The 23,739-nt window shown below is 75.7% G+C and carries 18 protein-coding genes and 1 tRNA gene; 11 read left to right on the top strand and 8 right to left on the bottom strand.

What is annotated here, in order from left to right; translation table 11 throughout:
- Nucleotides 1-2: 2 nt before the first annotated feature.
- The 8 genes from ACI769_RS01915 to ACI769_RS01880 all read right to left on the bottom strand — a co-directional run bounded on the left by ACI769_RS01915 (nt 3) and on the right by ACI769_RS01880 (nt 10,763).
- Nucleotides 3-500, bottom strand: a complete 498-nt coding sequence (locus tag ACI769_RS01915) for a thioesterase family protein (protein ID WP_043658693.1) — start codon at nt 498-500, stop codon at nt 3-5.
- A 187-nt stretch (nt 501-687) separates the two neighbouring features.
- On the bottom strand, nt 688-2,442 hold the full coding sequence (locus tag ACI769_RS01910; RefSeq protein ID WP_085388165.1) for a GTPase: 1,755 nt from the start codon (nt 2,440-2,442) through the stop codon (nt 688-690).
- Complete coding sequence (locus ACI769_RS01905; protein WP_085388166.1) at nt 2,439-4,523, bottom strand: GTPase domain-containing protein; 2,085 nt, start codon at nt 4,521-4,523, stop codon at nt 2,439-2,441. Before ACI769_RS01905 ends, ACI769_RS01910 begins: the two co-directional genes overlap by 4 nt.
- Before the next feature lie 143 nt (nt 4,524-4,666).
- Nucleotides 4,667-4,813 carry a hypothetical protein gene (locus ACI769_RS01900; RefSeq protein ID WP_157446645.1) on the bottom strand — a complete coding sequence of 49 codons (147 nt, stop codon included), beginning with the start codon at nt 4,811-4,813 and terminating at the stop codon, nt 4,667-4,669.
- 141 nt (nt 4,814-4,954) lie between these two features.
- Complete coding sequence (gene ettA / locus ACI769_RS01895; protein ID WP_021483138.1) at nt 4,955-6,637, bottom strand: energy-dependent translational throttle protein EttA; 1,683 nt, start codon at nt 6,635-6,637, stop codon at nt 4,955-4,957.
- A 135-nt stretch (nt 6,638-6,772) separates the two neighbouring features.
- Nucleotides 6,773-7,453 carry a single-stranded DNA-binding protein gene (locus ACI769_RS01890; protein WP_051028524.1) on the bottom strand — a complete coding sequence of 227 codons (681 nt, stop codon included), beginning with the start codon at nt 7,451-7,453 and terminating at the stop codon, nt 6,773-6,775.
- A 44-nt stretch (nt 7,454-7,497) separates the two neighbouring features.
- On the bottom strand, nt 7,498-9,084 hold the full coding sequence (locus tag ACI769_RS01885) for an ABC transporter (protein WP_043658887.1): 1,587 nt from the start codon (nt 9,082-9,084) through the stop codon (nt 7,498-7,500).
- Nucleotides 9,081-10,763 carry a GTPase gene (locus ACI769_RS01880; protein WP_085388167.1) on the bottom strand — a complete coding sequence of 561 codons (1,683 nt, stop codon included), beginning with the start codon at nt 10,761-10,763 and terminating at the stop codon, nt 9,081-9,083. The genes ACI769_RS01885 and ACI769_RS01880 overlap by 4 nt, the downstream gene beginning before the upstream one ends.
- Nucleotides 10,764-10,895: 132 nt before the next feature.
- On the opposite strand from ACI769_RS01880, the gene ACI769_RS01875 reads away from it, so the two are divergent.
- The 11 genes from ACI769_RS01875 to ACI769_RS01825 all read left to right on the top strand — a co-directional run bounded on the left by ACI769_RS01875 (nt 10,896) and on the right by ACI769_RS01825 (nt 23,729).
- Nucleotides 10,896-10,971 (top strand) — tRNA-Arg (locus ACI769_RS01875).
- A 219-nt stretch (nt 10,972-11,190) separates the two neighbouring features.
- Nucleotides 11,191-11,580, top strand: coding sequence for a hypothetical protein (locus tag ACI769_RS01870; protein ID WP_043659524.1), 390 nt, complete (start codon nt 11,191-11,193; stop codon nt 11,578-11,580).
- A gap of 752 nt (nt 11,581-12,332) precedes the next feature.
- Entirely contained in the window at nt 12,333-12,815 is a 483-nt protein-coding gene (locus ACI769_RS01865; protein ID WP_144722776.1) for a hypothetical protein, read from the top strand.
- A 274-nt stretch (nt 12,816-13,089) separates the two neighbouring features.
- Nucleotides 13,090-14,307 (top strand): toxic anion resistance protein, encoded by a 1,218-nt coding sequence (locus tag ACI769_RS01860; protein WP_021482025.1) that lies wholly within the window; start codon nt 13,090-13,092, stop codon nt 14,305-14,307.
- Between the two features lie 53 nt (nt 14,308-14,360).
- Nucleotides 14,361-14,927 carry a hypothetical protein gene (locus ACI769_RS01855; protein ID WP_061268560.1) on the top strand — a complete coding sequence of 189 codons (567 nt, stop codon included), beginning with the start codon at nt 14,361-14,363 and terminating at the stop codon, nt 14,925-14,927.
- Nucleotides 14,924-16,603 carry an AAA family ATPase gene (locus tag ACI769_RS01850; RefSeq protein ID WP_409141094.1) on the top strand — a complete coding sequence of 560 codons (1,680 nt, stop codon included), beginning with the start codon at nt 14,924-14,926 and terminating at the stop codon, nt 16,601-16,603. The genes ACI769_RS01855 and ACI769_RS01850 overlap by 4 nt, the downstream gene beginning before the upstream one ends.
- Entirely contained in the window at nt 16,600-17,958 is a 1,359-nt protein-coding gene (locus ACI769_RS01845) for a hypothetical protein (RefSeq protein WP_409141093.1), read from the top strand. Before ACI769_RS01850 ends, ACI769_RS01845 begins: the two co-directional genes overlap by 4 nt.
- A complete protein-coding gene (locus ACI769_RS01840) occupies nt 17,955-18,995 on the top strand; it encodes a glutamate ABC transporter substrate-binding protein (protein WP_396051026.1) in 1,041 nt (346 codons plus the stop codon). The genes ACI769_RS01845 and ACI769_RS01840 overlap by 4 nt, the downstream gene beginning before the upstream one ends.
- Nucleotides 18,992-20,098, top strand: a complete 1,107-nt coding sequence (locus ACI769_RS01835; protein WP_409141092.1) for a hypothetical protein — start codon at nt 18,992-18,994, stop codon at nt 20,096-20,098. The genes ACI769_RS01840 and ACI769_RS01835 overlap by 4 nt, the downstream gene beginning before the upstream one ends.
- Nucleotides 20,095-22,446: a serine/threonine-protein kinase gene (locus ACI769_RS01830; RefSeq protein ID WP_085388173.1), complete on the top strand. Its 2,352-nt coding sequence runs from the start codon at nt 20,095-20,097 to the stop codon at nt 22,444-22,446. The genes ACI769_RS01835 and ACI769_RS01830 overlap by 4 nt, the downstream gene beginning before the upstream one ends.
- The gene (locus tag ACI769_RS01825) at nt 22,443-23,729 is read left to right on the top strand and encodes a PP2C family serine/threonine-protein phosphatase (RefSeq protein ID WP_409141091.1); all 1,287 of its coding nucleotides are present in this window, start codon (nt 22,443-22,445) and stop codon (nt 23,727-23,729) included. Before ACI769_RS01830 ends, ACI769_RS01825 begins: the two co-directional genes overlap by 4 nt.
- The last annotated feature ends 10 nt before the right edge of the window (nt 23,730-23,739 follow it).

Genomic DNA, 23,739 nt, shown 5'->3' with positions numbered 1-23,739 from the left:
GCTCAGCGGCGGCGGCGGAACGTCAGCGGTTCCTCGACGAACGGCTCCCACGCGGCGCGCTCGGCCTCGCTGATGCGCCGGGGCGAGCCCGTCGCGGCGTCGACCACGACGATCGTCGTCGCGGCCTTCGCGTACGGGGCGCCGCCCGAGGTGGGGCCGGTACGCTCGAAGCGCGCTGCGCCGTCGTGCACCTCGTAGCAGACCTCCAGGCTGGCCCCGCCGAGGTGCCCGATCCACAGCTCGACGCGGACGGGCGTGCGCGTGAAGCCGAGCGGGCGCAGGTACTCGATCTCCTGGCGCGCGACGAGCGTGTGGCTCGTCGCGTGGGGGCCGGTCTCCAGGACGGCCGTCGGCCAGGCGTCCTCGCCCGCGTCCGGGTGGGTCCAGAACGCGGTGATGCGGGCGTCCTCCAGCAGGCGGAACATCTCGACGTTGTTGACGTGCGCGTACGCGTCGAGGTCCGACCACCGCAGGGAGACGGGGACGTGCAGACGGGTCATGGAGGGTCCTCTCGCTCGACGGTGCGGCCCGGCGCGACCGGCGGGACAGGTGCCCCGGTCACCGGACCGGGTCCATTCTCCACCGGCCCGCCGACCACGAGGCTCCTCCGCGCCGAGCACGAGGTTGCCGTCGTCCTGGCGCCCAGGACGACAGCAACCTCGTGCTCGGCGACTGGAGGTCGGACGGTCAGGACGCGGCGACGAGAGCCGCGGCGCGGCAGCTCGCTAGCGCGGAGAGCTCCTCGCCCACGGGGAGCCGCACGAGTCGGTCGGCCACCTGGCCGACGGCGTCGCGCAGCCGCCGTCGGGCGCGCGCCGCCCGCCGTCGTCCGCCCACCGCGGCCGCGGCGCGCGAGACGAGCGCGACGAGCACGCCCACGACGATCCCGCCGAGGGCGAGCAGCGTCGGCCACGGCAGCTCCGGGGCGCCCGGGCCGCCGAGCGTGAGGACCGGCGTCGGCGGCTCGGGCAGGCGCAGGTAGGTGAACCCCCACAGCGCGGCGAGCCACAGCAGGCCCACGACGAGCGCCGCGAGCACGAGCCACTGGAACGCGCCGACGACGCGCCACCACACCGGACGGCGGGCCGCCTCGAGCTCGGTCCCCGCGACGGCCTGGTCGAGCGCGTCGGCGAGGTCCGCCGCGCCCTCGGACGCCCGACGGCGCACGGCGAGCGCCCAGTCGTCCGGCACGCCCGCGGTGGCCTCGGCCGCGTAGTCGCGCACCGCCGTCTGCGCGCCGGCCCGCAGCGCGGCACCGACCGCCGGGAGCGAGGTCCGCGCGAGCTCGGGCCGGCTCGCGGTCTCGGCCGTGCCCAGCTCCTTCGCCGCCCGCGCGCGCGCCGAGCCCGGGGCGGGCCCGGTGCGCAGCCCGATGCGGCGCAGCGGGTCGGGCCGGAACCGGCCGACCCAGCGCGTCACGGGCCAGCCCGTCGCGGCGCGCGCGTCCCGCACGGCCGAGCCGCGCACGGCGGCGACGACCGTCGGGACGCCCGCCGCGGCCTCCAGGGCGTCGACGAGGCCGTCACGTGCCCGTCGCGCCGCGCGCTCCGGGACGGGCTCCCCGCACGCCGCCGCGACGCGGCGCGCGACCGCGCGCACGTCGGCCGCGAGCCGGTCGTTGGACGCACGACGCCGGGCCGCGGCGTCCGCGAGCAGCCCCCGCAGCTCGTCCAGGCCCTGGCCGGTGCGGGCCGAGACACCGAGCACGCGCGCGTCGGCGAGCCCGTCCTCGGCCGCGAGCCGGCGCAGGTCGGCGAGGCACGCGTCGGCGTCGGCGGGCGTGAGCCGGTCCACCTGGTTGAGCACGAGGACGACGACCGACCCGTGCCCCGCGAGCGGGCGCAGGTAGCGCTCGTGCAGCGCGGCGTCCGCGTACTTCTGCGGGTCGACGACCCACACGAGCAGGTCGGCGCGCTCGACGAGGCGTTCCGCGCGCACGCGGTGCTCGACGACGACCGAGTCGTGGTCGGGCAGGTCGAGCAGCACGAGGCCGCTCGTCAGCTCGCCCGCGCGGCGACCGCGCAGGAGCGCGCGCAGGCCGCCGCCCGCGCGCGCGTCGCCCGGGTCCCCGGAGGTGAGCGGGGTGCCCATCTCGTGCCGTCGCCGCACCTCGAGCCAGTCGAGGAGGGCGGCCGGTCCCGCCGGGCCGGCGGCGGGTCCCGACGCGCCCCACACCGCGGCGAGCGGGTGGGACGTCGTGGGCCGCTGCACCCCGACCGTCGCGAGCTCGGTGCCCGCGAGCGCGTTGAACACCGACGACTTGCCGGAGCCGGTCGCACCCGCGAGCGCGACGACGGTGTGGTCGGCCGACAGCCCGGCCCGCTCGCGCGCGCGGGCGACGACGGTCCGCGCGTCGGCGAGCAGGTCGGCGTCGACGCGCCCCTCCCCCGCGCGCACGGCGGTCTCCAGCGCGGTCGTGCGCGCCGCGAGGTCGATCGTCATGCCTGCTCACCCCCCAGCAGGCGGCGCCAGAACCCCGGCCGCCGGGCCGGCTCTGCCGCCTCGTCCCCCGGCGCGACCGCGGACTCGTCCGGAGGCGGCGGGGTCCACCCCGCGCCGCGCAGGAGACGCGCGGCGTGCCGACCCACGGCGGTCCGGCCGCCGTCCGCACCGGCCGCGACGGCGGGGCGTGCGGACCGCTCGACCCGGGCCGCGGCCTCGACCGCGCGCGCCGCCTCGAGGACCGAGCGGGCGGTCTCGTCGGCGTCGGCCGTCCCGAGGGCGTCGAGCTGCGCGGTGTAGCGCAGCGACTCGTCGTCGAGCACCACGCGCACCCGCTCCGCGAGCCGCTCGCGCGCGGTCCGCGTGAGGCGCCGCACCGCGTCGTCGCCGAACACGGCCTCCAGGAGCTTCTGCGCGAGGATCGCCGTCCCGCCCGCGATCCCGACCTCGGCGCCCGTCAGGCCGCCGGTCGAGGCGAACACGACGACCATGAGGCTCAGCCCCAGCCCGTTGATCCCGAAGGACAGCGCCCGCGCGGCGCCGCGCTTGCCCGCACCCTGCTCGCGCACGAGGTCGAGGACGTCGGACTGCCAGCCCCGGATCTCCTCCGCGACGCGCGCCCGCACGCCCGCGGACGACCGCGCCAGGTCGAGCCCGTCGAGCAGGGCCGACCCCGCGGGGTCCGCGCGCCACCCGCCGTAGGCGCGCTCGGCCGCGACGTCCGTCGCGTCCAGGATCACCGCCTCCAGCCCGTGCGCGATCGCCTGCTCGACCTGCGGCGCCTGCGCCGGACGCCCGCGGAAGAACGCCGCGAGCGCGTCGCGGACCCGGCCGACGCCCTGCTCGACGGAGCGGAACAGCTCGCTCGTGCCCACGAAGTCCTGCCAGCGCGCGAGCACCTCGCCGCGCAGCAGCGCGCCGTCGCTCGTCGCGGCGTCCACGGTCGTCGCCGCCTCGTCGTACGCGCGCTCGACGACGCCGCGCAGGCGCGCGTCCGACGCCGCCTGCGCGTCGGCCGCGCCCGCCACGAGGACCGCCCGGCGCACGAGGTCGTCCACGACCCCGTCGCGCGTCGCGGTCGCGACCCGGTCCCGCTCGTCGCCGTCCGCACCCAGCGCGGAGAGCCACGACGCCACCGCGGCGACCGCCCGCTCGGGGAGGAAGCCGTCGACGAGCTCGGACTCCCCCACGACGAAGAGCGTCGCGGCGTCGAGGCCGTTCTCGTCCATCATCCGGCGCAGGTCGTCCGCGACGGCCTCGGTGCCCGGGTCGACCCGGTCGAGGACCATCGCGACCTGCGCGCGGCGCTCGGCGGCACGGTGCAGGAGGTCCCACGGGACGGCGTCGGCGTAGCGGGCGGCTGTCGTGACGAACAGCCACAGGTCGGCCGCGGCGAGGAGCTGCGCGGCGAGCTCGCGGTTCGCCGTCTCCACGGAGTCGACGTCGGGCGCGTCCACGAGCGCGAGGCCCTGCGGCAGCGCGTCGCTCGCGACGAGGCGCAGCGTGCGCGTCGGGTCGGGCGGCGTGGCGGGCTCGCCGGGCCTGGTCCCGGTACCGGGACCGGTCGCGGTGCCGGTCGGGGTGCCGGGGGCGGCGGACCGGGTGCCGTGCTCGCTCACGCGCGCGAGCCCGGGCAGCACGCGGTCGGTCGAGAACCAGCGCTCGTCGAGCGGGTGGTGGACGAGGACGGGCGCGCGCGTCGTCGGGCGCAGCACGCCGGGCGCTGAGACGTGCTCGCCGAGGAGCGAGTTCACGAGCGTCGACTTCCCCGCTCCGGTCGACCCGCCGACGACGACGAGCAGCGGCGCCGCGTGCGAGCGCAGCCGGGGCAGCAGGTAGTCGTCGAGCTGGTGGACCGCGAGGCCGAGGTCCTCGCGCGCGAGCGCCGCGCCGGGCAGGTCGAGCGGGAGCCGCGTGGCGGCGAGCCGCCCCCGCAGGATCTCCAGCGCTTCGACGAGCCCCGTGGTCGCCGAGGCGCTCGCCGCGACCCCGCCGGCGCGCGGTCCGTCGGGGCGCGTGCCGTCGGGGGTCGGCGCGTCCGGACGGACCGCGTCGTCTCCGGAGTCACCGCTGGCCGTCATCCCGTCAGTCTGCCGGAATGCCGCTGGCCAGGCCCGATGGGACACGAGAGGACCGTCCCCGCACCCCCCGACATCGACGCGCAAGGGTCGAGACCGCCCCTGCGAGGGTCGACCGCGACCGCACGAGCCGGTCTCGCGGAGGGTCACTCCCCCAGGCGGTGCCGGAGCCACGCGACCCCGACCTCGGCCTGCGCCCGCTGGAACGCGCGCAGGTGCGGGATGCCCGGCGGCGCCGGGTCGAGCGAGGACTTGAGGAAGTAGCCGGTCAGCGCGGCGAGGTAGGAGGTCACGGCGTCGGGCTCGACGTCGCGCGGCAGAGGGTGACGCCCCAGCACCTCCTCGGGCGGCGGCCAGGACGGGCCCGGACGCGCCGACGCCGGGCGGGAACGGGTCCCGCCCGGCGTCGTGGCCGAGCCGTGCGACGACGGTGGTCAGTCGCGCGTGAGCTTGCGGTACGTCACGCGGTGCGGACGGGCCGCCTCCGCGCCGAGACGCTCCACCTTGTTCTCCTCGTAGGAGGCGAAGTTGCCCTCGAACCAGTACCAGCTCGCCGGGTTCTCCTCGGTGCCCTCGTACGCGAGGATGTGGGTCGCCACGCGGTCGAGGAACCACCGGTCGTGGGACACCACGACGGCGCAGCCGGGGAACTCGAGCAGCGCGTTCTCGAGCGAGCCCAGGGTCTCGACGTCGAGGTCGTTCGTCGGCTCGTCGAGCAGCAGGAGGTTGCCGCCCTGCTTGAGCGTCAGCGCGAGGTTGAGGCGGTTGCGCTCACCACCGGACAGGACGCCCGCGGGCTTCTGCTGGTCCGGGCCCTTGAACCCGAACGACGCGACGTACGCGCGCGACGGGATCTCGACGTTGCCGACCTTGATGAAGTCGAGGCCGTCGGACACGACCTCCCACAGCGTCTTCTTCGGGTCGATGCCGCCGCGCGACTGGTCGACGTAGGAGATCGACACGGTCTCGCCGACCTTGAGCTCGCCGCCGTCCAGCGGCTCGAGCCCGACGATCGTCTTGAACAGCGTCGTCTTGCCGACGCCGTTCGGGCCGATGACGCCGACGATGCCGTTGCGCGGCAGCGTGAAGCTGAGGCCGTCGATGAGCTGGCGGCCGTCGAAGCCCTTCTGGAGGTTCGACGCCTCGAGGACCAGGTTGCCCAGGCGCGGGCCCGGCGGGATCTGGATCTCCTCGAAGTCGAGCTTCCTCGTGCGCTCGGCCTCAGCAGCCATCTCCTCGTAGCGGGCGAGACGCGCCTTCGACTTGGTCTGGCGGCCCTTCGCGTTCGAGCGGACCCACTCGAGCTCGTCCTTCAGGCGCTTGGCGAGCTTGGCGTCCTTCTTGCCCTGGACCTGCAGACGCTCCTGCTTCTTCTCCAGGTACGTCGAGTAGTTGCCCTCGTACGGGTAGAGGCGCCCGCGGTCGACCTCGCAGATCCACTCCGCGACGTGGTCGAGGAAGTAGCGGTCGTGCGTGACGGCGAGGATCGCGCCCGGGTACGTCGCGAGGTGCTGCTCGAGCCAGAGCACGGACTCGGCGTCCAGGTGGTTCGTGGGCTCGTCGAGCAGCAGCAGGTCCGGCTTCTCGAGCAGGAGCTTGCACAGCGCGACGCGGCGTCGCTCACCACCGGAGAGCACCGACACGTCGGCGTCCGGCGGCGGGCAGCGCAGCGCGTCCATCGCCTGCTCGAGCTGCGAGTCGAGATCCCACGCGTCGGCGGCGTCGATCGCCTCCTGGAGCGTGCCCATCTCGGCGAGGAGCGCGTCGAAGTCCGCGTCGGGCTCCGCCATGAGCGCGGAGATCTCGTCGAAGCGCTGCTTCTTGGCGAGGATGTCGGCCACGGCCTCCTGGACGTTGCCGAGCACCGTCTTCTCCTCGTTGAGCGGCGGCTCCTGGAGCAGGATGCCGACGCTGTACCCCGGGGAGAGCCGCGCCTCACCGTTCGACGGCGTGTCCAGGCCGGCCATGATCTTGAGGATCGTGGACTTCCCGGCGCCGTTGGGGCCCACGACGCCGATCTTGGCGCCGGGCAGGAAGTTCAGGGAGACGTCGTCGAGGATGACCTTGTCTCCGTGCGCCTTGCGCGCCTTGTACATGGAGTAGATGAACTCAGCCACAGCCTGTCGTTCCACCGTTTCGGTCGGGAGAGGTACGGGATTCGTCGACCACTCAGCCTACGCGGTCGGGCCGCCGGGACGCGCCCGACGGCGCCGCGACCGGTCGAAGGTCACGACGCCGCCCCGTCCCACGGCTCAGGCGGCCGCCGTCGCGCTCCCCTTCCGGGCGGTGCGAGCACGCGGCGCACGGGCGCCCGACGCGTCGGGCTCCCCGCCCAGCGCCGCCGCGACGTCCGCCGTCGCCCAGGGGTCGTCGGCCGGGGGCTCCTCGCGCACGGGATCACCCGGATCGAGCTCACCGCCGCCGGCGCCCGGCCCCGCGCCCGCCTCGCCCCCACCCGCGGCGTCAGGCACGCCGCTCGGGTCGAGCGTGCCGGCCGCAGCGGGTGGGACGCCGTCGACCGCGTCGGCGGGGCCGCCCTCGGTGCGGCGCGTGGCGTCGTCGTCGCGGCGGTGCACCGTGCGGGTGAACCGCGCCTCGCCGAGCGTGAGGTCGGGGCCGAGCGCCGTCGCCTCGACGACGAGGCTCGTGCGCGGGCCGTCCGGGCCGTCCCACTCGTCGAGCGAGAGCCGGCCCGTGACGACGACCGGGTCGCCCTTGTGGAGCGAGAGCGCGACGTTGCGCGCGGTGTTCTTCCACACCTTGACCGTGAACCACAGCGTGCGGCCGTCGACCCACTCGCCGCGCTCGCGGTCGAGGTAGCGCCGGGTCTGGGCGATCCGGAAGCTCGTGAAGTCGTTGCCCGACTGCGAGCGGAACAGCGTGGGCGTGGTCGCGACGAAGCCGGACAGCGTGACCGTGACGTCACCGGGCATGGTTCCTCCTGAGGTCGACGGCCGGGCTGGTCCCGGCCACCGCCTCAGGGTGCGGTGGGAGCGGCGGTGCCGTCCGGCGTCGGGCCCTCGCCTGTGGACGAGCCTGCGCCGTCCATGCCTGGGGGTAGCCGTAGCGCCCCGGTGAGCGGCGCGGCGGGCGTCTTGTCCCGCGCGGACTGCGCCAGCTCGCGCACCTGCCGGTGCAGGTCGAGGAGCTCCTGGGTGGGCCGGCCCATCGCGTCCTGCACGACGCGCTCGATCGCACCGCGCCCCGAGGCGAGGACCTGCTGCTCCCGGCGTCGGGCGAGCGTGCGCCGCACTTGGAGCGCGACGAGGAACGCGACCACGGCGCCCAGGACGGCGACCGCCGCCACGACCGCGCACACCGTGACGAGCGTGCGCCCGAGGTCGAGCACGCGCAGCGACCCGAGCACCGCCAGGACCCCCGCCACGACCCCGACCGCGAGCGCCGACCAGGCCGCGCGCCGCGTGGGGCGCGAGGACGACGGCCCGCGCGTGTCGAGGGGGATCTTCGCGAGCGCGGACCGCGTCGCCTCGGCGACGCGCGGAGACGGCGCGACGGCCTCGTCGAGGGCCTTCTGCCAGCCGGACCGCAGCGAGCGCCCCGCGCGCGCGAGCCAGCGCGAGCGCGACAGGGCGACGGCGTCGGGCTGCGGCGGCGAGAACTCGGGCCGCCCGTACCCGTTGCGCACGGCCGCGCCGACCTGACCCGCGACCGCGGCGAGGCCCGTCGCGTCGGCGAGCGCGTCGACCTCCTCCTCGACGGCCGTGCTCATCGTCCACGGGACGTCGCCCGGGAGCTGCTCCAGCAGGAGCGCCCCGGCGCGGTCGAGCTCGCCCGCGACGCGGCTCGCGGCGACGCTGCGTCGCGCGACCGCCTGCTCGAGCAGCGAGCGCAGCTCGTCCAGGCCCTCGCCGGTGCGCGCGGAGACGGTGGTGACGTAGACGCCGTCGAGCCCGTCCTCCTGCAGGAGGCGGTCCATGTCCTCGACGAGCGACGCGCGGCGCGCCCCGGGGACGGTGTCGATCTGGTTGAGCGCGACGACCATGGAGCCCTCGAGCCCCGTCGACTTCTGCAGGTAGCCCGAGTGCAGCGCGTCGTCGGCGTACTTCTGCGGGTCGACGACCCACACGAGCAGGTCGACGAGCGGCAGCACCCGGTCGACGACCGCGCGGTGGGCGGGCTCGATCGAGTCGTGGTCCGGGAGGTCGAGCAGGACGAGGCCGCCGAGCGCCGACTCGTCCTCGGCGTCGAGCTCGCCGTCGCGCGTGATGCGACGCTCGGGGTCGACGTCGAGCCAGTCGAGCAGCGCTGTCGCGGCGTCGCTCCACGAGCACGCCGTGACCCGGGCCGTCGTGGGCCGCTTGACGCCGACGTCCGCGAAGTCGAGGCGCGACACCCGGTTGAAGAGGCTCGACTTGCCCGACCCGGTGCCGCCCGCGAGCGCGACGACGGTGTGGTCGACGCCGAGCGCGAGGCGTTCGCGCACGCCGCCGATCGCGTCGCGCACCTGGGCCGCGACGGCGGGGTCGAGGCGGTCGCCCGCGAGGTCCACCGCGCGCGCGAGGTCGTCGACCCGGGCGCGCAGCTGGGCGTCGTGTGACGTCACATGAGCCTCCTCAGCTCGGCGAGTCGTAGGCGCAGGCCGACGGCGGCGTCCGCGGCGAGCGCGGGGTCGGCGAGCGTCGTGAGGACGGGCTCCGCCTCCCGCTCGACCATGGTCGCGGCCCGGTCGGCAATGTCGTCGCGCAGCGCGGCGACCGCCTCGTCGCCCTCGTCGGCGAGCACGGTCCGCACGAGCCGGGCGGCGTCGTCGTTCCCTGCCGCGCCGGCGAGGAGCAGCGCCGCGACGCCCGTCTCCCCGAACGCCTTCACCGCGGCACGGCCCGCCTCCGACGCCGACGGCGCCCCGAGCGCGGCCACCACGTGCTCGGCGCGCGTCGCCCACTGCTGCACCTGGGTCGTCGCGGACGCCTCACGGCGCGCGGCGGCGGCGTCCTCGGCGGGCAGGACGTCGGCCCCGCCGGGCAGCGGGCGGTCGCCGTCGAGCGCCGCCCGCAGCGCCTCGTACGCGAGGACGCCGTCCGCGGCGAGCGTGCGCCGCGCCGCGTCGCGCGTCTCGTCGAGCAGCGGGGCGAGCACCAGGTCGCGCGCGCGGCCCCGGCGGCGCGACGACCGCACGACGCCGCCCCGCACCTTGACGCGGTCGACGCGCCCGGCGCCCGTCACCTGGGCCCAGCGCGCCTCGAGCGACCCGTGCGCGACGGCGCCGTCCAGCGCGGTGCGGCGCACGGCGTCCTGCACCGGCGGCAGCGCCCGCTCGACGGCGGAACGCAGGTCCGCCGCGGCCTCGACCTGCTCCTCCACCGCGTCCGAGACGCCGGTGACCCAGTCGGGCAGGGCCGCGAGCGACCCCTTGAGCGTCCGCACGATCACCGCGCGGGAGCGGTCCGGGCCCGCGAGCATCGTCAGCCAGCGCGCGACCGGCGCGACGACCGAGCGGTCGAGCAGACCCTCGTGCGGGCCGACGTCGGGCACGACGAACAGCGGCACGCCGTCCATGCCGTGGTCGCGCAGCCGCTGGAGCAGGTCGCCGCGGATCGTCGTGAGCGTCTCGCGCGGGACGCGGTTGAGGACCATCGCGACGCTCGCCCCGCGCTCCTTCGCGCGCGACAGCGCCTGCCACGGCAGCGCGTCGCCGTAGCGCGACGCCGTCGTGACGAACAGCCACAGGTCCGCCGCCTCGAGGAGCAGGCTGGCCGTGTCGCGGTTCTCCGACAGCAGCGAGTCGAGGTCCGGGGCGTCGAGCAGGCCCGTGCCGCGCGGCACGCCGTCGTGGTCGATCACGCGCGCCACGCGGGTTACCGGACCCTCGACGATGACGTCCGCGTCGAGCGGGTTGAACGCGAGCACCGGCTCGCGCGTGGTGGGCCGCAGCACGCCGGCCTGCGACACCTCCTCGCCGAGCAGCGAGTTGTACAGCGTCGACTTGCCCGCCCCCGTCGACCCCGCGATGACCACGATCGCGGGCGACGACAGCTCCCGCAGCCGCGGCAGCAGGTGCTCGTCGAGCTGGGTGAGGAGACGGCGGCGCGAGGCGTCGGCCTCGGTCGCGCCGTCGATCGCGAGCGGGAGGCGCACGTCCGCCACGTCGCGGCGCAGGTCGCGCGCGACGTCGAAGACCGTGACACCGAGCTCCTCGGTCGCCTGAGCGGGACGCCACGAGCCCGGCGACCGGCCGGCCGAGGTGGCGCTCGCGTCGCTCGTGGCGGCGTCTGGGGTTCTCACTGGTTCATAGTGACCGCTGTCGAGGGCCCCGCCAAACGCACGCGCCGGACGACGCACGACCACCCGACCTGCGGCTCCACCACCGCGGCCCCACCTCCCGAGCACGCCCGGCTCCCACTACGATGGGCGCGCGCCTCGATAGCTCAATGGATAGAGCAACGGCCTTCTAATCCGTAGGTTGCAGGTTCGAGTCCTGCTCGGGGCACCACGCGGAACCGTCGGAATCCCAGCAGTTCGAGGGCTCGAGCACCGAACCACTGAGGCACGCAGGAGTGCCCGCTGCTGGCGATCTGCTACGTCGAACGGCGAGGAGTGCACCGAGGTCTAGCCGTGCTCGTGCGGACGGACGGACGGACCACGATCGTGTTCGGCAGACGCGCTAGGACCTTCTGCAACGTGCGAGTTTGATGTGGTGAGGAAGTCGTCGGTGGTCGTCGTCCAGGCCGTTGCCGTGACAGGGCTGACGCTCTGCGGACTCGGCTTCTTCGGGGTGGGAAGCTACTGGGTCAAGTCGCTTCGCGGGCCACGTTCCGTCGCTGCCATGTACGTGGTCGGGGCGCTCTTCATCCTCGTAGGCCTTGGAGGATGGCTCGTCGGCTTCGCCGTCCTGCTGGGATCCCCACTCGGGCGCGGCTTCGCCTGGGCCTCTTGCGGCGCGTTCGCCGTGCTTGTGCTCGTCACTGAGCTCCTCGAGAGAAGGAGCAGATCGGGTCGGCGAAACGTGGCGTCGGCGACCGGAGAGGCCTTCGAGCGATGGGCCGTTCTCGGGGCCGGCACATGCGGTGCGGTGTGTGCGGCACTCATCGCACTCATCTAGCCGCCCTTGGACGGACGGACCAATGCCGCGAAGGGGCCGCCGATCGGGGTCGTGTGGGACTGCTATCGGCCGATGTCGGCGCACCCCGCCGCGGCGGTCGCCCCGCACCCGGGACACTCCCAGAGCCTGCGCCAGCTCGTCCTGGCTGTCCCGGCCACGACCGTCGGCTCGACCGCGAGCGCCGATCTGCCCGCGACCGTCCCGTCCCCCGCTTCGCCGCCTACTCCCCCGTGACGCCCGGGACGTCGTGCGTGCCCGACGACGTCGCGGGAGTCGTCAACGCGATCGCGTGGGAGGAGATCGAGCGGCTCTGGACACGCGGGCTGCCGGTGTGCGACACGCGGTGGCGGTTCGTCCCGCACGGCGTCGGGTGGTGGGGCTCTCCGACGCGACCGTGCGGCCCGGGGAGGCGCTGCGGGTCTGGATCGTCGAGGACGTCGCCGCCTACGGACGACGGCGACACCGTCGACGGAGAGATGCTCGAGCAGCACGTTCGCACCACGGTGCGGCACTAGCTCGGCCACGTGCTCGACGGGGAAGGCCGCACCTGGTTCTACGACGGGCACGTGCCCCAGGAGAACGTGCGCGCGGCGGAGCTCGTGATCGGGGCCTTCACGAGCCCGCAGCGACAGGACTCACCCTCGGCCGGCGAGGCGGAGAATGCGGTCACCGACGCCGAACGGACGACGGGACACGGGACACGGGACCCGGTCATGGTCGGCGACGGCGCGAGGCGCAGGACGGAGAGGGACGTGAGCACGCTCGGGGATCTGATCGCCACGGTCGGCCGGATCGAGGCGGGCCAGCCTGGCCCCGACCCGGTCACGCTCGCGCTCGAGCCGTTCCCGGGCGGCGTGCGCGTCCGGACCGTGCAGGGCGGGAGCGTGGACCTGCTCGTGGCGCAGGACTCGCGGGCCGTCCGGGCCGCGCTCGCGGCCGGCGTCCCCGGGCTACGCCCGACCGCCCCGGGAGTGGGGGCGAGCGGTTTCACGCCCTGGTCGCGGCGCCTCGGATGGGCCGCCTACCTGGTCGATCTGGGGACCTGGGAGGACCTGCTCCGCGACTTCGGGCAGCCGCTGGCCTACGCGCGGATCCGCTGGCACGAGGACACGCTCCACGTGACGATCACCGACGGCGCCCGCGCCCAGGAGCTCACGCGACCGCTGGACGGCACCGGGTTCACCGGCGCCACCCCCGCAGAGCTCGCCGCGGACTTCCTTCGGCCGCCCGGCTGAGGACGCGCGCACGCTCTCGCCGAGCACCCCGACGCACCGACGCACGAGCCGAGGGGCGGAACTCGCGGACGGCCCGAACGTTGGTCTGACATGGGGAGTTCTCACCCTCCCGATCCCCGGAAAGGGTAAAGATCCGGCCACCGGTCGTAGATATACTCGCCCGACCGGCGCAGGCCGGTTCCACCCGGTTCGCCCGGGTCGAGGGGGAGCCCGCGAGGGCGTCCTCCACCCGCCACCGACGGCGTCCGACGGCACGCACGAGCGAAGGACCGACATGACCGAGGCAGCACCGCTCCAGCCCCCCGCCCCGACGGAGACGCTCACGCTCAGCGCCCCGGAGCCCGTCAAGCCCGTCGCGGCGACCCAGGCACCGGCGCTCGCGCCGCGCATCGACGAGGCAGCCATCCCGGGTCTCGAGTCGAAGGTGTCGTCCTACCTCGACCAGCTCCTGACCACGGACACCCGCTCCCCCGAGTTCGGCGCGAAGGCGGACGACGTCCGCAAGATGGGCGACAAGGACATCCGCGCCGCGGCCGACGTCTCCAACCGCATGCTGGAGATGCCGGTCAAGGAGCTGCGCGAGGGCGGCGTGTCCGACAGCTCGAAGGTGAGCAAGTCGCTGCTCGAGCTGCGCCGCACCGTGGAGGACCTCGACCCGAGCGAGGCGAGCGTCGGCAAGAAGTTCCTGGGCCTCATCCCGTTCGGCGGGAAGCTCCAGGACTACTTCCGCCGCTACGAGAGCTCGCAGAAGCAGCTCAACGCGATCGTCCAGTCGCTGTACAACGGCCAGGACGAGCTCCGCAAGGACAACGCGGCGCTCAACCTGGAGAAGCAGAACCTCTGGGACACGATGGCGCGGCTCAACCAGTACATCTTCATCGCCGAGCGCCTCGACACCGAGCTGTCCACGAAGATCGCGGAGATCGAGGCGAGCGACCCGGAGCGGGCCCAGGCGCTGCGCGAGGACGTGCTGTTCTACGTGCGCCAGAAGCACCAGGACCTGCTCACGCAGCTCGCGGTGTCCATCCAGGGCTACCTCGCGATGGACATCATCATGAAGAACAACCTCGAGCTCATCAAGGGCGTCGACCGCGCGACGACCACGACGATCTCGGCGCTGCGCACCGCCGTCATCGTGGCGCAGGCGCTCGCGAACCAGAAGCTCGTGCTCGACCAGATCACGGCGCTCAACACGACGACGTCGAACATGATCGCGTCGACCTCGAAGATGCTGGCGGACCAGTCGGCGAGCATCCAGCAGCAGGCCGCGAGCGCGACCGTCGGCCTCCCGCAGCTCCAGCAGGCGTTCGCCAACATCTACGCGACGCTCGACTCGATCTCGACGTTCAAGACGCAGGCCCTCGACTCCATGGCGCAGACGATCGGCGTCCTGGAGACCGAGACGACGAAGGCGAACGAGTACCTGGACCGCGCGCGCCGCTCCGACCAGTCGCAGGCGGGCAGCGGCTCGCTCGACATCGGTCGGCTGTGACGCGCCGTCCCCCGACCACCCCTCCCCGCACCACAGATCGGACCCCGAGCTAGATGGGCTGGTTCTCCGACGTGATCGGCCGCCTCGGCGGCCGGTCCTCCGCGCCCGAGCCCGAGCACGAGCTCCCGGCCCCGCCGACGTCGACCGACATCCTCGCGTCGGTCGAGCGGGTCGAGCAGCAGATCGAGGGGCGCGTGCCGCCCGCCGTGACGGCGCGCGTGCACCGCATCACCGGCACGGTCGAGGAGATGGTCCCGCGCCTCGACCGCCTCGGCGGCGGGTCGCAGCAGGCGCACACGGTCGTCGCGACGGCGACGAGCTACCTGCCCGAGGCCGTCGGCGCCTACCTGCGCCTGCCGCGCGACTTCGCCGACCGGCGGGTCGTCGCGCAGGGCAAGACGTCGCTCATGCTGCTGTGCGACCAGCTCGACCTGCTCGGCGTGACGCTCGACAAGATCTCCGACGCCGTCTCGCGGGCCGACGCCGCGGCCCTCGTCGCGCACGGCGCGTTCCTCGCGGAGAAGTTCCGCGACTCGTCGATCGCGCTGGACCCCGGCGCCGGCCGGGGCACGCCGCAGCCTGGTCCGCCGTCGGAGCCCGGACGACTGGAGGCACCGTGACCACCCCGGACACCCCGACCCTCGCGGCGGCGCTCGACGCGCTGGACGCCGCCGCGCGTGCCGCGGGCGTCGACGAGGAGGCCGCCCGCGACGAGGGCGCGCGCCTCGCCGCGGCCGTCGCCGAGTCCTCCCCCGGCGCCCCGGCGGCGTGGCTCGCCGCGCTGGGCCACGACCCGGCGGCCACGGGCGCGTTCTTCACCGCGGCGTCGAGCGCCCGGCGCTGGCGCACGTCCCCGACCGACGTCCTCGCCGCCCTCGGGGCGGCGCGCTCGAAGCACGCGACCGCGTACGGGCAGGCGCTCGCCGACGTCGCCCGCGCGGCCGCGCGCCTCGGCTCCCCCGGCCCGCACGTCGCCGGGGCCGCCGCCGCGACGGCCGCCGTCCAGCAGGCCGGAGCCGGCCCGGTGGCCGCCCCCGCTGCGACCCACGCGCCATCAGGCCCGACGCCCGCCGCGGGCGGCCCGCTCGCCGCGCCCCGCACGACGGGCGGTGCAGACCCGTTCGACCTCGGCGACCTGCTCGCCGCGCAGGGCTCGCTCGACGCGCTGCGCCGCCCGGCCCCCGAAGTGCCGTCCGTCGCGTCGATCCTCGACGCGCTCGGGGCGCGCGGGAGCGGGCCCGGGAGCGCGCCGTCCGGCACGACGCACGCCCCGGCGTCGGGCACGACGGCGGACGCGACCGCCGGGAGCGCGGAGACGGCCACCGAGACCGCCGGCGAGGCGGCGGTCGCGGAGGAGCCCGCGCGCTCGATCGAGGAGCTGCTCGCCGAGCTCGACGCGCTCACGGGTCTCACGCGCGTCAAGGACGAGATCCACCGCCAGACCGAGCTGCTGCGCGTCGAGAAGCTGCGCACCGAGGCGGGCCTGACCCGCCCGACGCTCACGCGCCATCTCGTGTTCCTCGGCAACCCGGGCACGGGCAAGACGACGGTCGCGCGGCTCGTCGCGGGCATCTACCGCGCGCTCGGGCTGCTCGAGAAGGGCCACCTCGTCGAGGTCGACCGCTCGGAGCTCGTCGCGGGCTATCTCGGGCAGACGGCCGTGAAGACGTCGGAGGTCGTCGCGACCGCGCTCGGCGGCGTCCTGTTCGTCGACGAGGCGTACGGGCTCGCGGAGGACCAGTACGGCGCCGAGGCGATCAACACCCTCGTCAAGGACATGGAGGACCACCGCGACGAGCTCGTGGTCATCGTCGCGGGCTACCCCGGCCCGATGGCCGACTTCCTCGCGACGAACCCCGGCCTCGAGTCGCGGTTCTCCACGACCATCACGTTCGAGGACTACGCCGACGCCGAGCTGCGCGACATCTTCGCGAGCATGGCCTCCCGGGCGGACTTCGAGCCGACCCCCGAGGCGCTCGACGTCTTCGCGCGGCTCGCCGCGGCGCAGCCGCGCACCGAGGGGTTCGGCAACGCCCGCTGGGCCCGCAACGTGCTCGACGCCGCGATCGCGCGCCACGCGTGGCGGCTCAAGGACGTCGACGCCCCGACGATCGACGAGCTGCGCCTGCTCCTGCCCGTCGACCTCGTGGACGGCGAGGGCGCTCCCGCGCTCCTCGCGACGCTCGAGCCGCCCGCACCCGAGGACGCGCCGGCCGAGCCCTCTGCCACCGAGACCACCGACGGCACCGACGACGCACCAGACACCGCACCCTCCAGCGCCGAGGAGAACGCATGACGACCACCCCGGTCCGCCCGGCGGGCCAGCAGATCGTCCCGGCCGGCGGCCCCGCGCCGGGCGGTGCCCTGACCGCCCCGGGCGGGGGCGCCGTCGTCCCGCAGGGGTCGCAGGGCGCCGCCGTGTCCCGTGCGCGCGGCGCGCTGCGACGGACGCCCGGCAAGCTGCGCCTCGTCATGGCGCTGTGCGTGCTCGCCGCGCTCGCGCTCGGCGTCCTCGGGTTCCAGGCCGGCAGCCTCCAGTCGCGCGCGCTCGCCGCGGCGAGCGAGGACGCGGCCCAGCTCGTCGGCGTCCAGGAGGTCCGCAACGCGCTCGTCGCCGCGGACGCGACCGCGACCGGGGCGTTCCTCGTCGGGGGCCTCGAGCCCGCCGACCAGCGCGCGCGGTACGACGAGCTCGTCGACCAGGCCGCGAACCGCCTCGCCACGCTCTCGGGCAGCAACGAGGCGGACGCCGCGCTGCTGGGTCAGGTGGCCGCCGACCTCACGGTCTACACGGGCCTCGTCGAGCAGGCGCGCGCCACCAACCGGCAGGGCTTCCCCGTCGGGTCCGCGTACCTCGACCAGGCCTCGACGATCCTGCGCGAGCAGATGCTCCCCGCGCTCGACGAGGTCGTGCTCGATGACGCCGACCGCGTCGCCGCGGACTTCTCGGGCGTGCGCAACGCGCTGTGGGTGCTCGCGGCCGGCCTGCTGGCCCTCGCCGTGCTCCTCGCGAGCCAGGTCTGGCTCGCGCGGCGCACGCACCGCGTGCTCAACGTGGGGCTCGCCGTCGCCACGGCCGTGCTGCTCGTCGTCGGCGTCGTCTCGACGGTCCTGCTGTCCCAGGCGAGCGCCCGCGCGCACGACGTGCGGACCGGCCCGTACGCCGCGACGCTCGCCGCGTCGCAGGCGTACTCGCTCGCGAACGACGCGAAGTCCATGGAGGCGTTCACGCTCATCAAGCGCGGCTCGGGGCAGACGTACGAGGAGTCGTTCGTCGCCGCGACGGACGACGCGGCGGCACGCCTCGACACCGCGGCGGCCGAGGGCAACCTCGACGGGACGACGGCGCAGGCGCTCGACGCCTGGGTCGCGCGGCACGCCGAGATCCGCGCGCTCGACGACGCGGGCCAGTGGGACGACGCGGTCGCCCTCGCGACCGCGACCGACCCCGAGAGCCCCAACGCCGCGTTCGACGCGTTCTCGGCCGCGGCGCGCGACGACATCGAGACCCACGCCGCCGCGACGAGCGACCGCCTCGACAGCGCGGCGACCACGGCCACCGTCGCGGGCTGGCTGCTGCTCGCGGCAGGGCTCGTCGCGGCGCTGCTCGCGTGGCGCGGCGTGACGGCACGACTGGAGGAATACCGGTGACCACGACGCCCGCCCCCCACGCCCGGCCCGCCGGGACCCGCCGCACCGGCACGCGCGCGCGCCGCGCCGGCGTCGTCACGACCGGGCTGGCCTCGGCGCTCGTCGCGCTGCTGACGCTCGGCGCGTGCTCCGGGCCGTCCGGCGCGGAGGACCTCCGCCTGACGACCACCCCGCAGGACGAGTCGGCCACGGAGTCCCCCGCGGCGCCCGCCGCACCGGCCGAGTGCGCCGACCCGCTCGCCTCGTACGCGCCCGAGGGCGCGCTGCCCGGCCCGGACGCCCTGCCCGGCGGCAGCACCATGGCCGCGATCCGCGACCGCGGCGCGCTCGTCGTCGGCGTCTCGGCGGACACGCTGCTCATGGGCGCGCGGAACCCGCTGACCGGCCAGATCGAGGGCTTCGACATCGCCGTGCTGCACGAGGTCTCGCGCGCGATCTTCGGCGACCCCGACCGGCTGCAGTTCCGCGTCATCACGTCGGGGCAGCGGCTCGAGGTGCTCGAGAACGGCGAGGTCGACCTCGTCGCGCGCGCGTTCACCATCAACTGCGAGCGCTGGGAGTCCATCGCGTTCTCCGCGGAGTACTACCACGCGGGGCAGAAGGTGCTCGTCACGCGCGACTCGACCGCGAACGGGATCGCCGACCTCGAGGGACAGCGCGTGTGCGCGCCCGAGGGCACGACGACGCTCACGCGCCTCGAGCAGTTCTCCGGCATCGAGCCCGTCCCGGCGACCACGCACACGCAGTGCCTCGTGCTGTTCCAGCAGGGCAAGGTCGACGCGATCACCGGCGACGACACGATCCTCGCGGGCTTCGCGGCCCAGGACCCGTACGCGAAGGTCGTCGGCGAGGCGATCAGCGACGAGCCCTACGGCATCGGCATCCCGGCGCAGAACGTCGACATGGTGCGGTTCGTCAACGGCGTGCTGGAGCAGATGAAGGCCGACGGGCGCTGGGCCGCGATCTACGGCGAGTGGCTCGGCGGCCTCGGCCCGGCCCCGACCCCGCCGGCCGCGGTGTACGGCCGCACGCCGTGACGCGCTCCCCCGCACCCGAGGCGCCGGGACGGCTCGGCGAGGCGATCCCCGCCGCCGACCTCCTGGCGTACCTCGGCGCGCTCGAGACCTGGCTCGACGAGCGCCGCACCGAGCTCGACCGGCTCGACGCCGCCGCGCAGGCCGCCGCGACGCCCGACGCCTACACCGCCGACCTCGTGCTCGCGCTGTCGCTGTGGCAGGCGATCCGCTCGCGCGCCGACGAGATCCGGCCCGTGTGGGACTCGGGCCGGGCCGACGCCGTCGCGCGCGAGAAGATCTCCCAGCTCCTGTGGGGCCGGCTCGACTCGGGCTCGGGCGCCGCGCTCGTCTCGCTCGTCGAGGCGGTCAAGCTGTGCGACGCGCTCGTCGTGCAGCTGCGCACGCGTCTGTCCTTCGACCCGCACACGGCCGACCAGGTGGCGCGGCTGCGCGGCGTGCGCGCCGAGCTCGTGCGCTGCGAGGACCTCGCCGGCGCGGACGCCGACGCGCGCGGGCGCGTCGAGACCCTCCGCGGGCGCCTCGACCATCTCGTCGCGCAGGCCGCGCGCGGCGCCGACGTGTCGGGCCCGCTGGCGGAGCTCGAGACCGAGGTCGCGCGCGCCGAGCGCGACCTCATCGTCGCGTCCGCGCAGCGTCGCGAGCTGCGCCGCGACCGCGCCCGCACCGAGGAGCAGCGCGCCGCGCTCGAGGCGCGCGAGCCCGCGCTGCGCGATCTCGTCGCGCGCTGCCGCCGCGAGATCGCGCACCCGCCGCGGCTCGCCGTCCCCGACGTCTCGCGCCTCGGCCCCGTGCCCGACTCGCGGTTCGAGCTCGACGCCTACGCGGCCCGGCTCGCGACCGTGGCCCGCGCCGTCGAGACCATCGAGGACGCCTACACCCGTCCCCTGCGTGCCCGCGCCGAGCTGCGGTACAGCCTGGAGCGGCTCGCCGCGCGGGCCGACGCGAACGGCCGCTCGGCGTCCCCCACGGTGCGCTCGGGCCTCGCCGAGGCGCGCGAGGCCGTCGAGACGACGCCGTGCGACGTGACGCTCGCGCGGTTCCTCGTCGAGCAGTACCAGTTCCTCACCCGCGACCTGCCCACCCCGGAAGGAGCGTCGTCGTGACGACCACCGCGACCGTCCCGTGCTCGGAGCCCGGCTGCCCGGGCACCATCGAGGACGGCTACTGCAACGTCTGCGGCGCGCCCGCGGGCGGCTCCGGCACCACGCCGACGCCCGCCGCGAGCGGCACCACCGGCGTGCCCGCGCCCGGGAGCGCGGCCGCCGCCTCGCCGTCCGCCATGCTCGGCACCGGGTTCGTGCAGGGCCGCCCGGGCACCGCCGGGGCGGGTGACCCCGACGCCGAGCGCTCCACGCGCACCGGCCGCACGAGCTCGAGCCGCCTCGCGTCGACCGCCCTCGGCTCCGCGCGCACCGCCGCGACCGGCTCCAAGGCGACCCGCCGCGTCGGGACGTCCTCGACGCGGCTGCGTGGCCGCGGCCTCGGCGCGGGCCTCACGACGGTCCCGTCGGTGCCCGTCCGGGACCCGCTGCAGTCCGTCATGGCCGTGCCCGAGGTCGCCGAGCGCAAGCGCTTCTGCCCCGCGTGCGGCGAGAAGGTGGGCCGCGGGCGCGACGGGCAGCCCGGCCGCACCTCCGGGTTCTGCCCCCACTGCGGCAACCGGTTCGACTTCACGCCGCAGCTGAAGCCGGGCGACCTCGTGGGCGGCCAGTACGAGGTCGTGGGCTGCCTCGCGCACGGAGGCCTCGGCTGGATCTACCTCGCGCGCGACCAGAACGTGTCCGGCCGGTGGGTCGTGCTCAAGGGCCTGCTCAACTCCGGCGACCCCGACGCCTACGCGGCGGCGATCTCGGAGCGCCAGTTCCTCGCGGAGGTCGAGCACCCGCTCATCGTCGAGATCTACAACTTCGCGATGCACGACGGCGCCGGCTACACCGTCATGGAGTACGTCGGCGGCGAGTCGCTCAAGGAGATCCTCCAGCAGCGCCGGGAGGACAACAACGGCGTCATCGACCCGATGCCCGTGGACCAGGCCCTCGCCTACGTGCTCGCGATCCTGCCCGCGTTCGCGTACCTGCACGACCACAACCTGCTGTTCTGCGACTTCAAGCCGGAGAACGTCATCCAGCAGGGCGACGGCGTGAAGCTCATCGACCTCGGCGGCGTGCGCCGCACCGACGACCTCACCTCCGCCATCTTCGGCACGGTCGGCTACCAGGCGCCCGAGGTCGCGGAGGTCGGGCCGTCGGTCGCGTCCGACATCTACACGATCGGCCGCACCCTCGCGACGCTCGTCCTCGACTTCCGTGGGAACACGACGACGTACGTCGCGTCGCTCCCGCCCGTCGCGGACACCCCGGTGTTCCAGCAGTACGACTCGTTCTACCGCCTGCTCGCCAAGGCGTGCGCGCTCGACCCGGCCGACCGGTTCGCGACCGCGGACGAGATGCGCACCCAGCTGCTCGGCGTCCTGCGGGAGGTCGTGGCGGCAGACGCCGGCCCGGGCAACCCGGCGCTGCACTCCGCGGCCTCGGTCCTGTTCGAGGCGCCGGTCGCGGACGTCGCGTCCCGCCCGCTCGCCTGGGACGAGCTGCCGACGCTGCGGCGCGACGACCACGACCCCATGGCGAGCTGGCTCGCCGGGGTCAACGTCGTGGACCCGGACGCGCGCCTCGCCGCGCTCGCCGACGCACCCGAGGACACGGTCGAGGTGCGCCTCGCCCGGGCGCGCGCGGCGATCGAGGCGGAGCGGTTCGACGTGCTGCGCGACACGATCGCGACCATCCTCGCGGACGACCCGTGGGAGTGGCGCGCCGCGTGGATCGGCGGCCTCGGCGAGCTCGCGCAGGGTGACCCGGTCGCGGCGCGCGCGTCGTTCAACGCCGTCTACGGGCAGGTACCGGGCGAGCTCGCGCCCAAGCTCGCGCTCGCCGCGGCCTGCGAGCTCAGCGGCGAGCCCGACATCGCGGAGTCGCTCTACGTGATCTGCGCGCGCACCGACGCGAACTACACCGCGCCGGCCGCGTTCGGGCTCATGCGCGTGCGCGAGGCGCGCGGCGACCTCGACGGCGCGCTGCACGCGCTCGACCTCGTCGGCCCGACGCGCGGGTCGTACGTCGAGTCCCGCACCCTCCGCGCGCACCTGCTCGCCGCCTCGGGCCGCGGGCTGCCCGCGCTCGCCGACGCCATGGCGAGCGTCTCGACCGTCGCGATCGCGCCGCGCGAGCGGGCCGAGCTCGCGGTGGGCGTCCTGCGCTCCGCGCTCGACACCGTGACGGCCTCCGGCCCGGAGCCGACCACGCGCATCGCGGGCGTGCCCGCCGACGAGCCCGCGCTGCGCGACGCGCTCGAGGGCGCGTACCGCGAGCTCGCGTCGCTCACCGACTCGCGGGACGAGCGCATCACGCTCGTGGACCGCGCGAACGAGGTGCGCCGGTGGACGATCCGATGAGCGACTCCCCCGCGCCCGCACCCGCGCCCGGCGGCACGGTCGCGGAGCCGAGCGGCGTGCTCGCGTGCCCGGCGTGCGGGGAGCCGTCGCCCGAGGGCGCCCGGTTCTGCGAGGCGTGCGGCACCCCGCTCGCCCCGCTCCCGACGGCGACGGACCCGGCCCCCGGGTCCGGACCTGCCGCGGACCTCGCGACCGACGCCGCGAGGGACCCCGCAGGAGCCGGGACCGGCGACGGCGGGCCCGGTCCCGACGACGGGACCGACACCGGGACCGCCGTGCCGTCCGGCGAGGCCTCCGCCGAGACCGACGGCACCGAGAGCGGCGCGCGCCCCTGCGTGCGCTGCGGCGGCCGGGTCGCCGAGGACGGGTACTGCACCGAGTGCGGCGAGCCCGCGGCGTCGGAACGCGACCACTGGGCCGAGCGGCCCGCGAGCTGGGTCGCGGGCGTGTGCGACCGGGGCGTGCGGCACTCGCGCAACGAGGACGCGATGGCCCTCGCGGCGAGCCCGTCCGCGACCGCCGAGCGGTCGTTCGCGGCGCTCGTCGTGTGCGACGGCGTGTCCTCCGCGCCCGACTCCGACGTCGCGAGCCTCGCCGCGGCGCGCGCCGCGCGCGACGTGCTCGCGGCGCGCGGCCCCGACGGGCCCGACCCCGTGACCGGCGAGGCCTCGGCGCGCATGGGCGCGTGGTCCGCGCTCCTCGGCGACGCGTCGCGCGCCGCGCAGGACGCGATCCTCGCGACCGTGGGCACGATGGCCGACCGCGAGAACCCGCCGTCGTGCACGTTCGTCGCGGCCGTCGTCGACGGGCCGCTCGTCGTGGCGGGCTGGGTGGGCGACTCGCGCGCCTACTGGATCCCGGACGACGGCGACCCGCACCAGCTCAGCGTGGACGACTCGTGGGCGCAGGAGATGATCGCGCAGGGCGTGCCGCGCGCCCAGGCGGAGACGTCGCCGCAGGCGCACGCGATCACGCGCTGGCTCGGCCCCGACGCCCCCGACCCGGTGGCCCGCACGGCCGCGACCCTGCCCGACCGCGACGGCTGGCTGCTCGTGTGCTCGGACGGCCTGTGGAACTACTGCTCCCCCGCGGCCGACCTGGCGGCCCTCGTGCGCAGCACGCAGGACCGCGTCGGCGACGACCCGCAGGTGCTCGCGGGCGCGCTCGTCGACTGGGCGAACGCCCGGGGCGGCCGGGACAACATCACGGCGACGCTCGCCCGGTTCTCCCGGGCGTCGTCCGCGACCCCGCCGCAGCCCCCGGCGGACCCCGCCACCGCCTGACGCGCACCGC

This window comes from Cellulosimicrobium sp. RS, from assembly GCF_046159675.1.
GTDB lineage: Bacteria > Actinomycetota > Actinomycetes > Actinomycetales > Cellulomonadaceae > Cellulosimicrobium > Cellulosimicrobium funkei.
The sequence above is the reverse complement of the archived record's forward strand: the minus strand, read 5'-3'. Positions and strand labels throughout refer to the sequence as shown.

Excerpts from the sequence above, each read along its gene's own strand:
- ACI769_RS01905 (WP_085388166.1), bottom strand. The coding sequence starts at position 4,523 with ATGACGGCCAGCGGTGACTCCGGAGACGACGCGGTCCGTCCGGACGCG.
- ACI769_RS01910 (WP_085388165.1), bottom strand. The coding sequence starts at position 2,442 with ATGACGATCGACCTCGCGGCGCGCACGACCGCGCTGGAGACCGCCGTG.
- ACI769_RS01860 (WP_021482025.1), top strand. The coding sequence starts at position 13,090 with ATGACCGAGGCAGCACCGCTCCAGCCCCCCGCCCCGACGGAGACGCTC.
- ACI769_RS01890 (WP_051028524.1), bottom strand. The coding sequence starts at position 7,453 with ATGCCCGGTGACGTCACGGTCACGCTGTCCGGCTTCGTCGCGACCACG.
- ACI769_RS01845 (WP_409141093.1), top strand. The coding sequence starts at position 16,600 with ATGACGACCACCCCGGTCCGCCCGGCGGGCCAGCAGATCGTCCCGGCC.
- ACI769_RS01915 (WP_043658693.1), bottom strand. The coding sequence starts at position 500 with ATGACCCGTCTGCACGTCCCCGTCTCCCTGCGGTGGTCGGACCTCGAC.
- ACI769_RS01825 (WP_409141091.1), top strand. The coding sequence starts at position 22,443 with ATGAGCGACTCCCCCGCGCCCGCACCCGCGCCCGGCGGCACGGTCGCG.
- ACI769_RS01855 (WP_061268560.1), top strand. The coding sequence starts at position 14,361 with ATGGGCTGGTTCTCCGACGTGATCGGCCGCCTCGGCGGCCGGTCCTCC.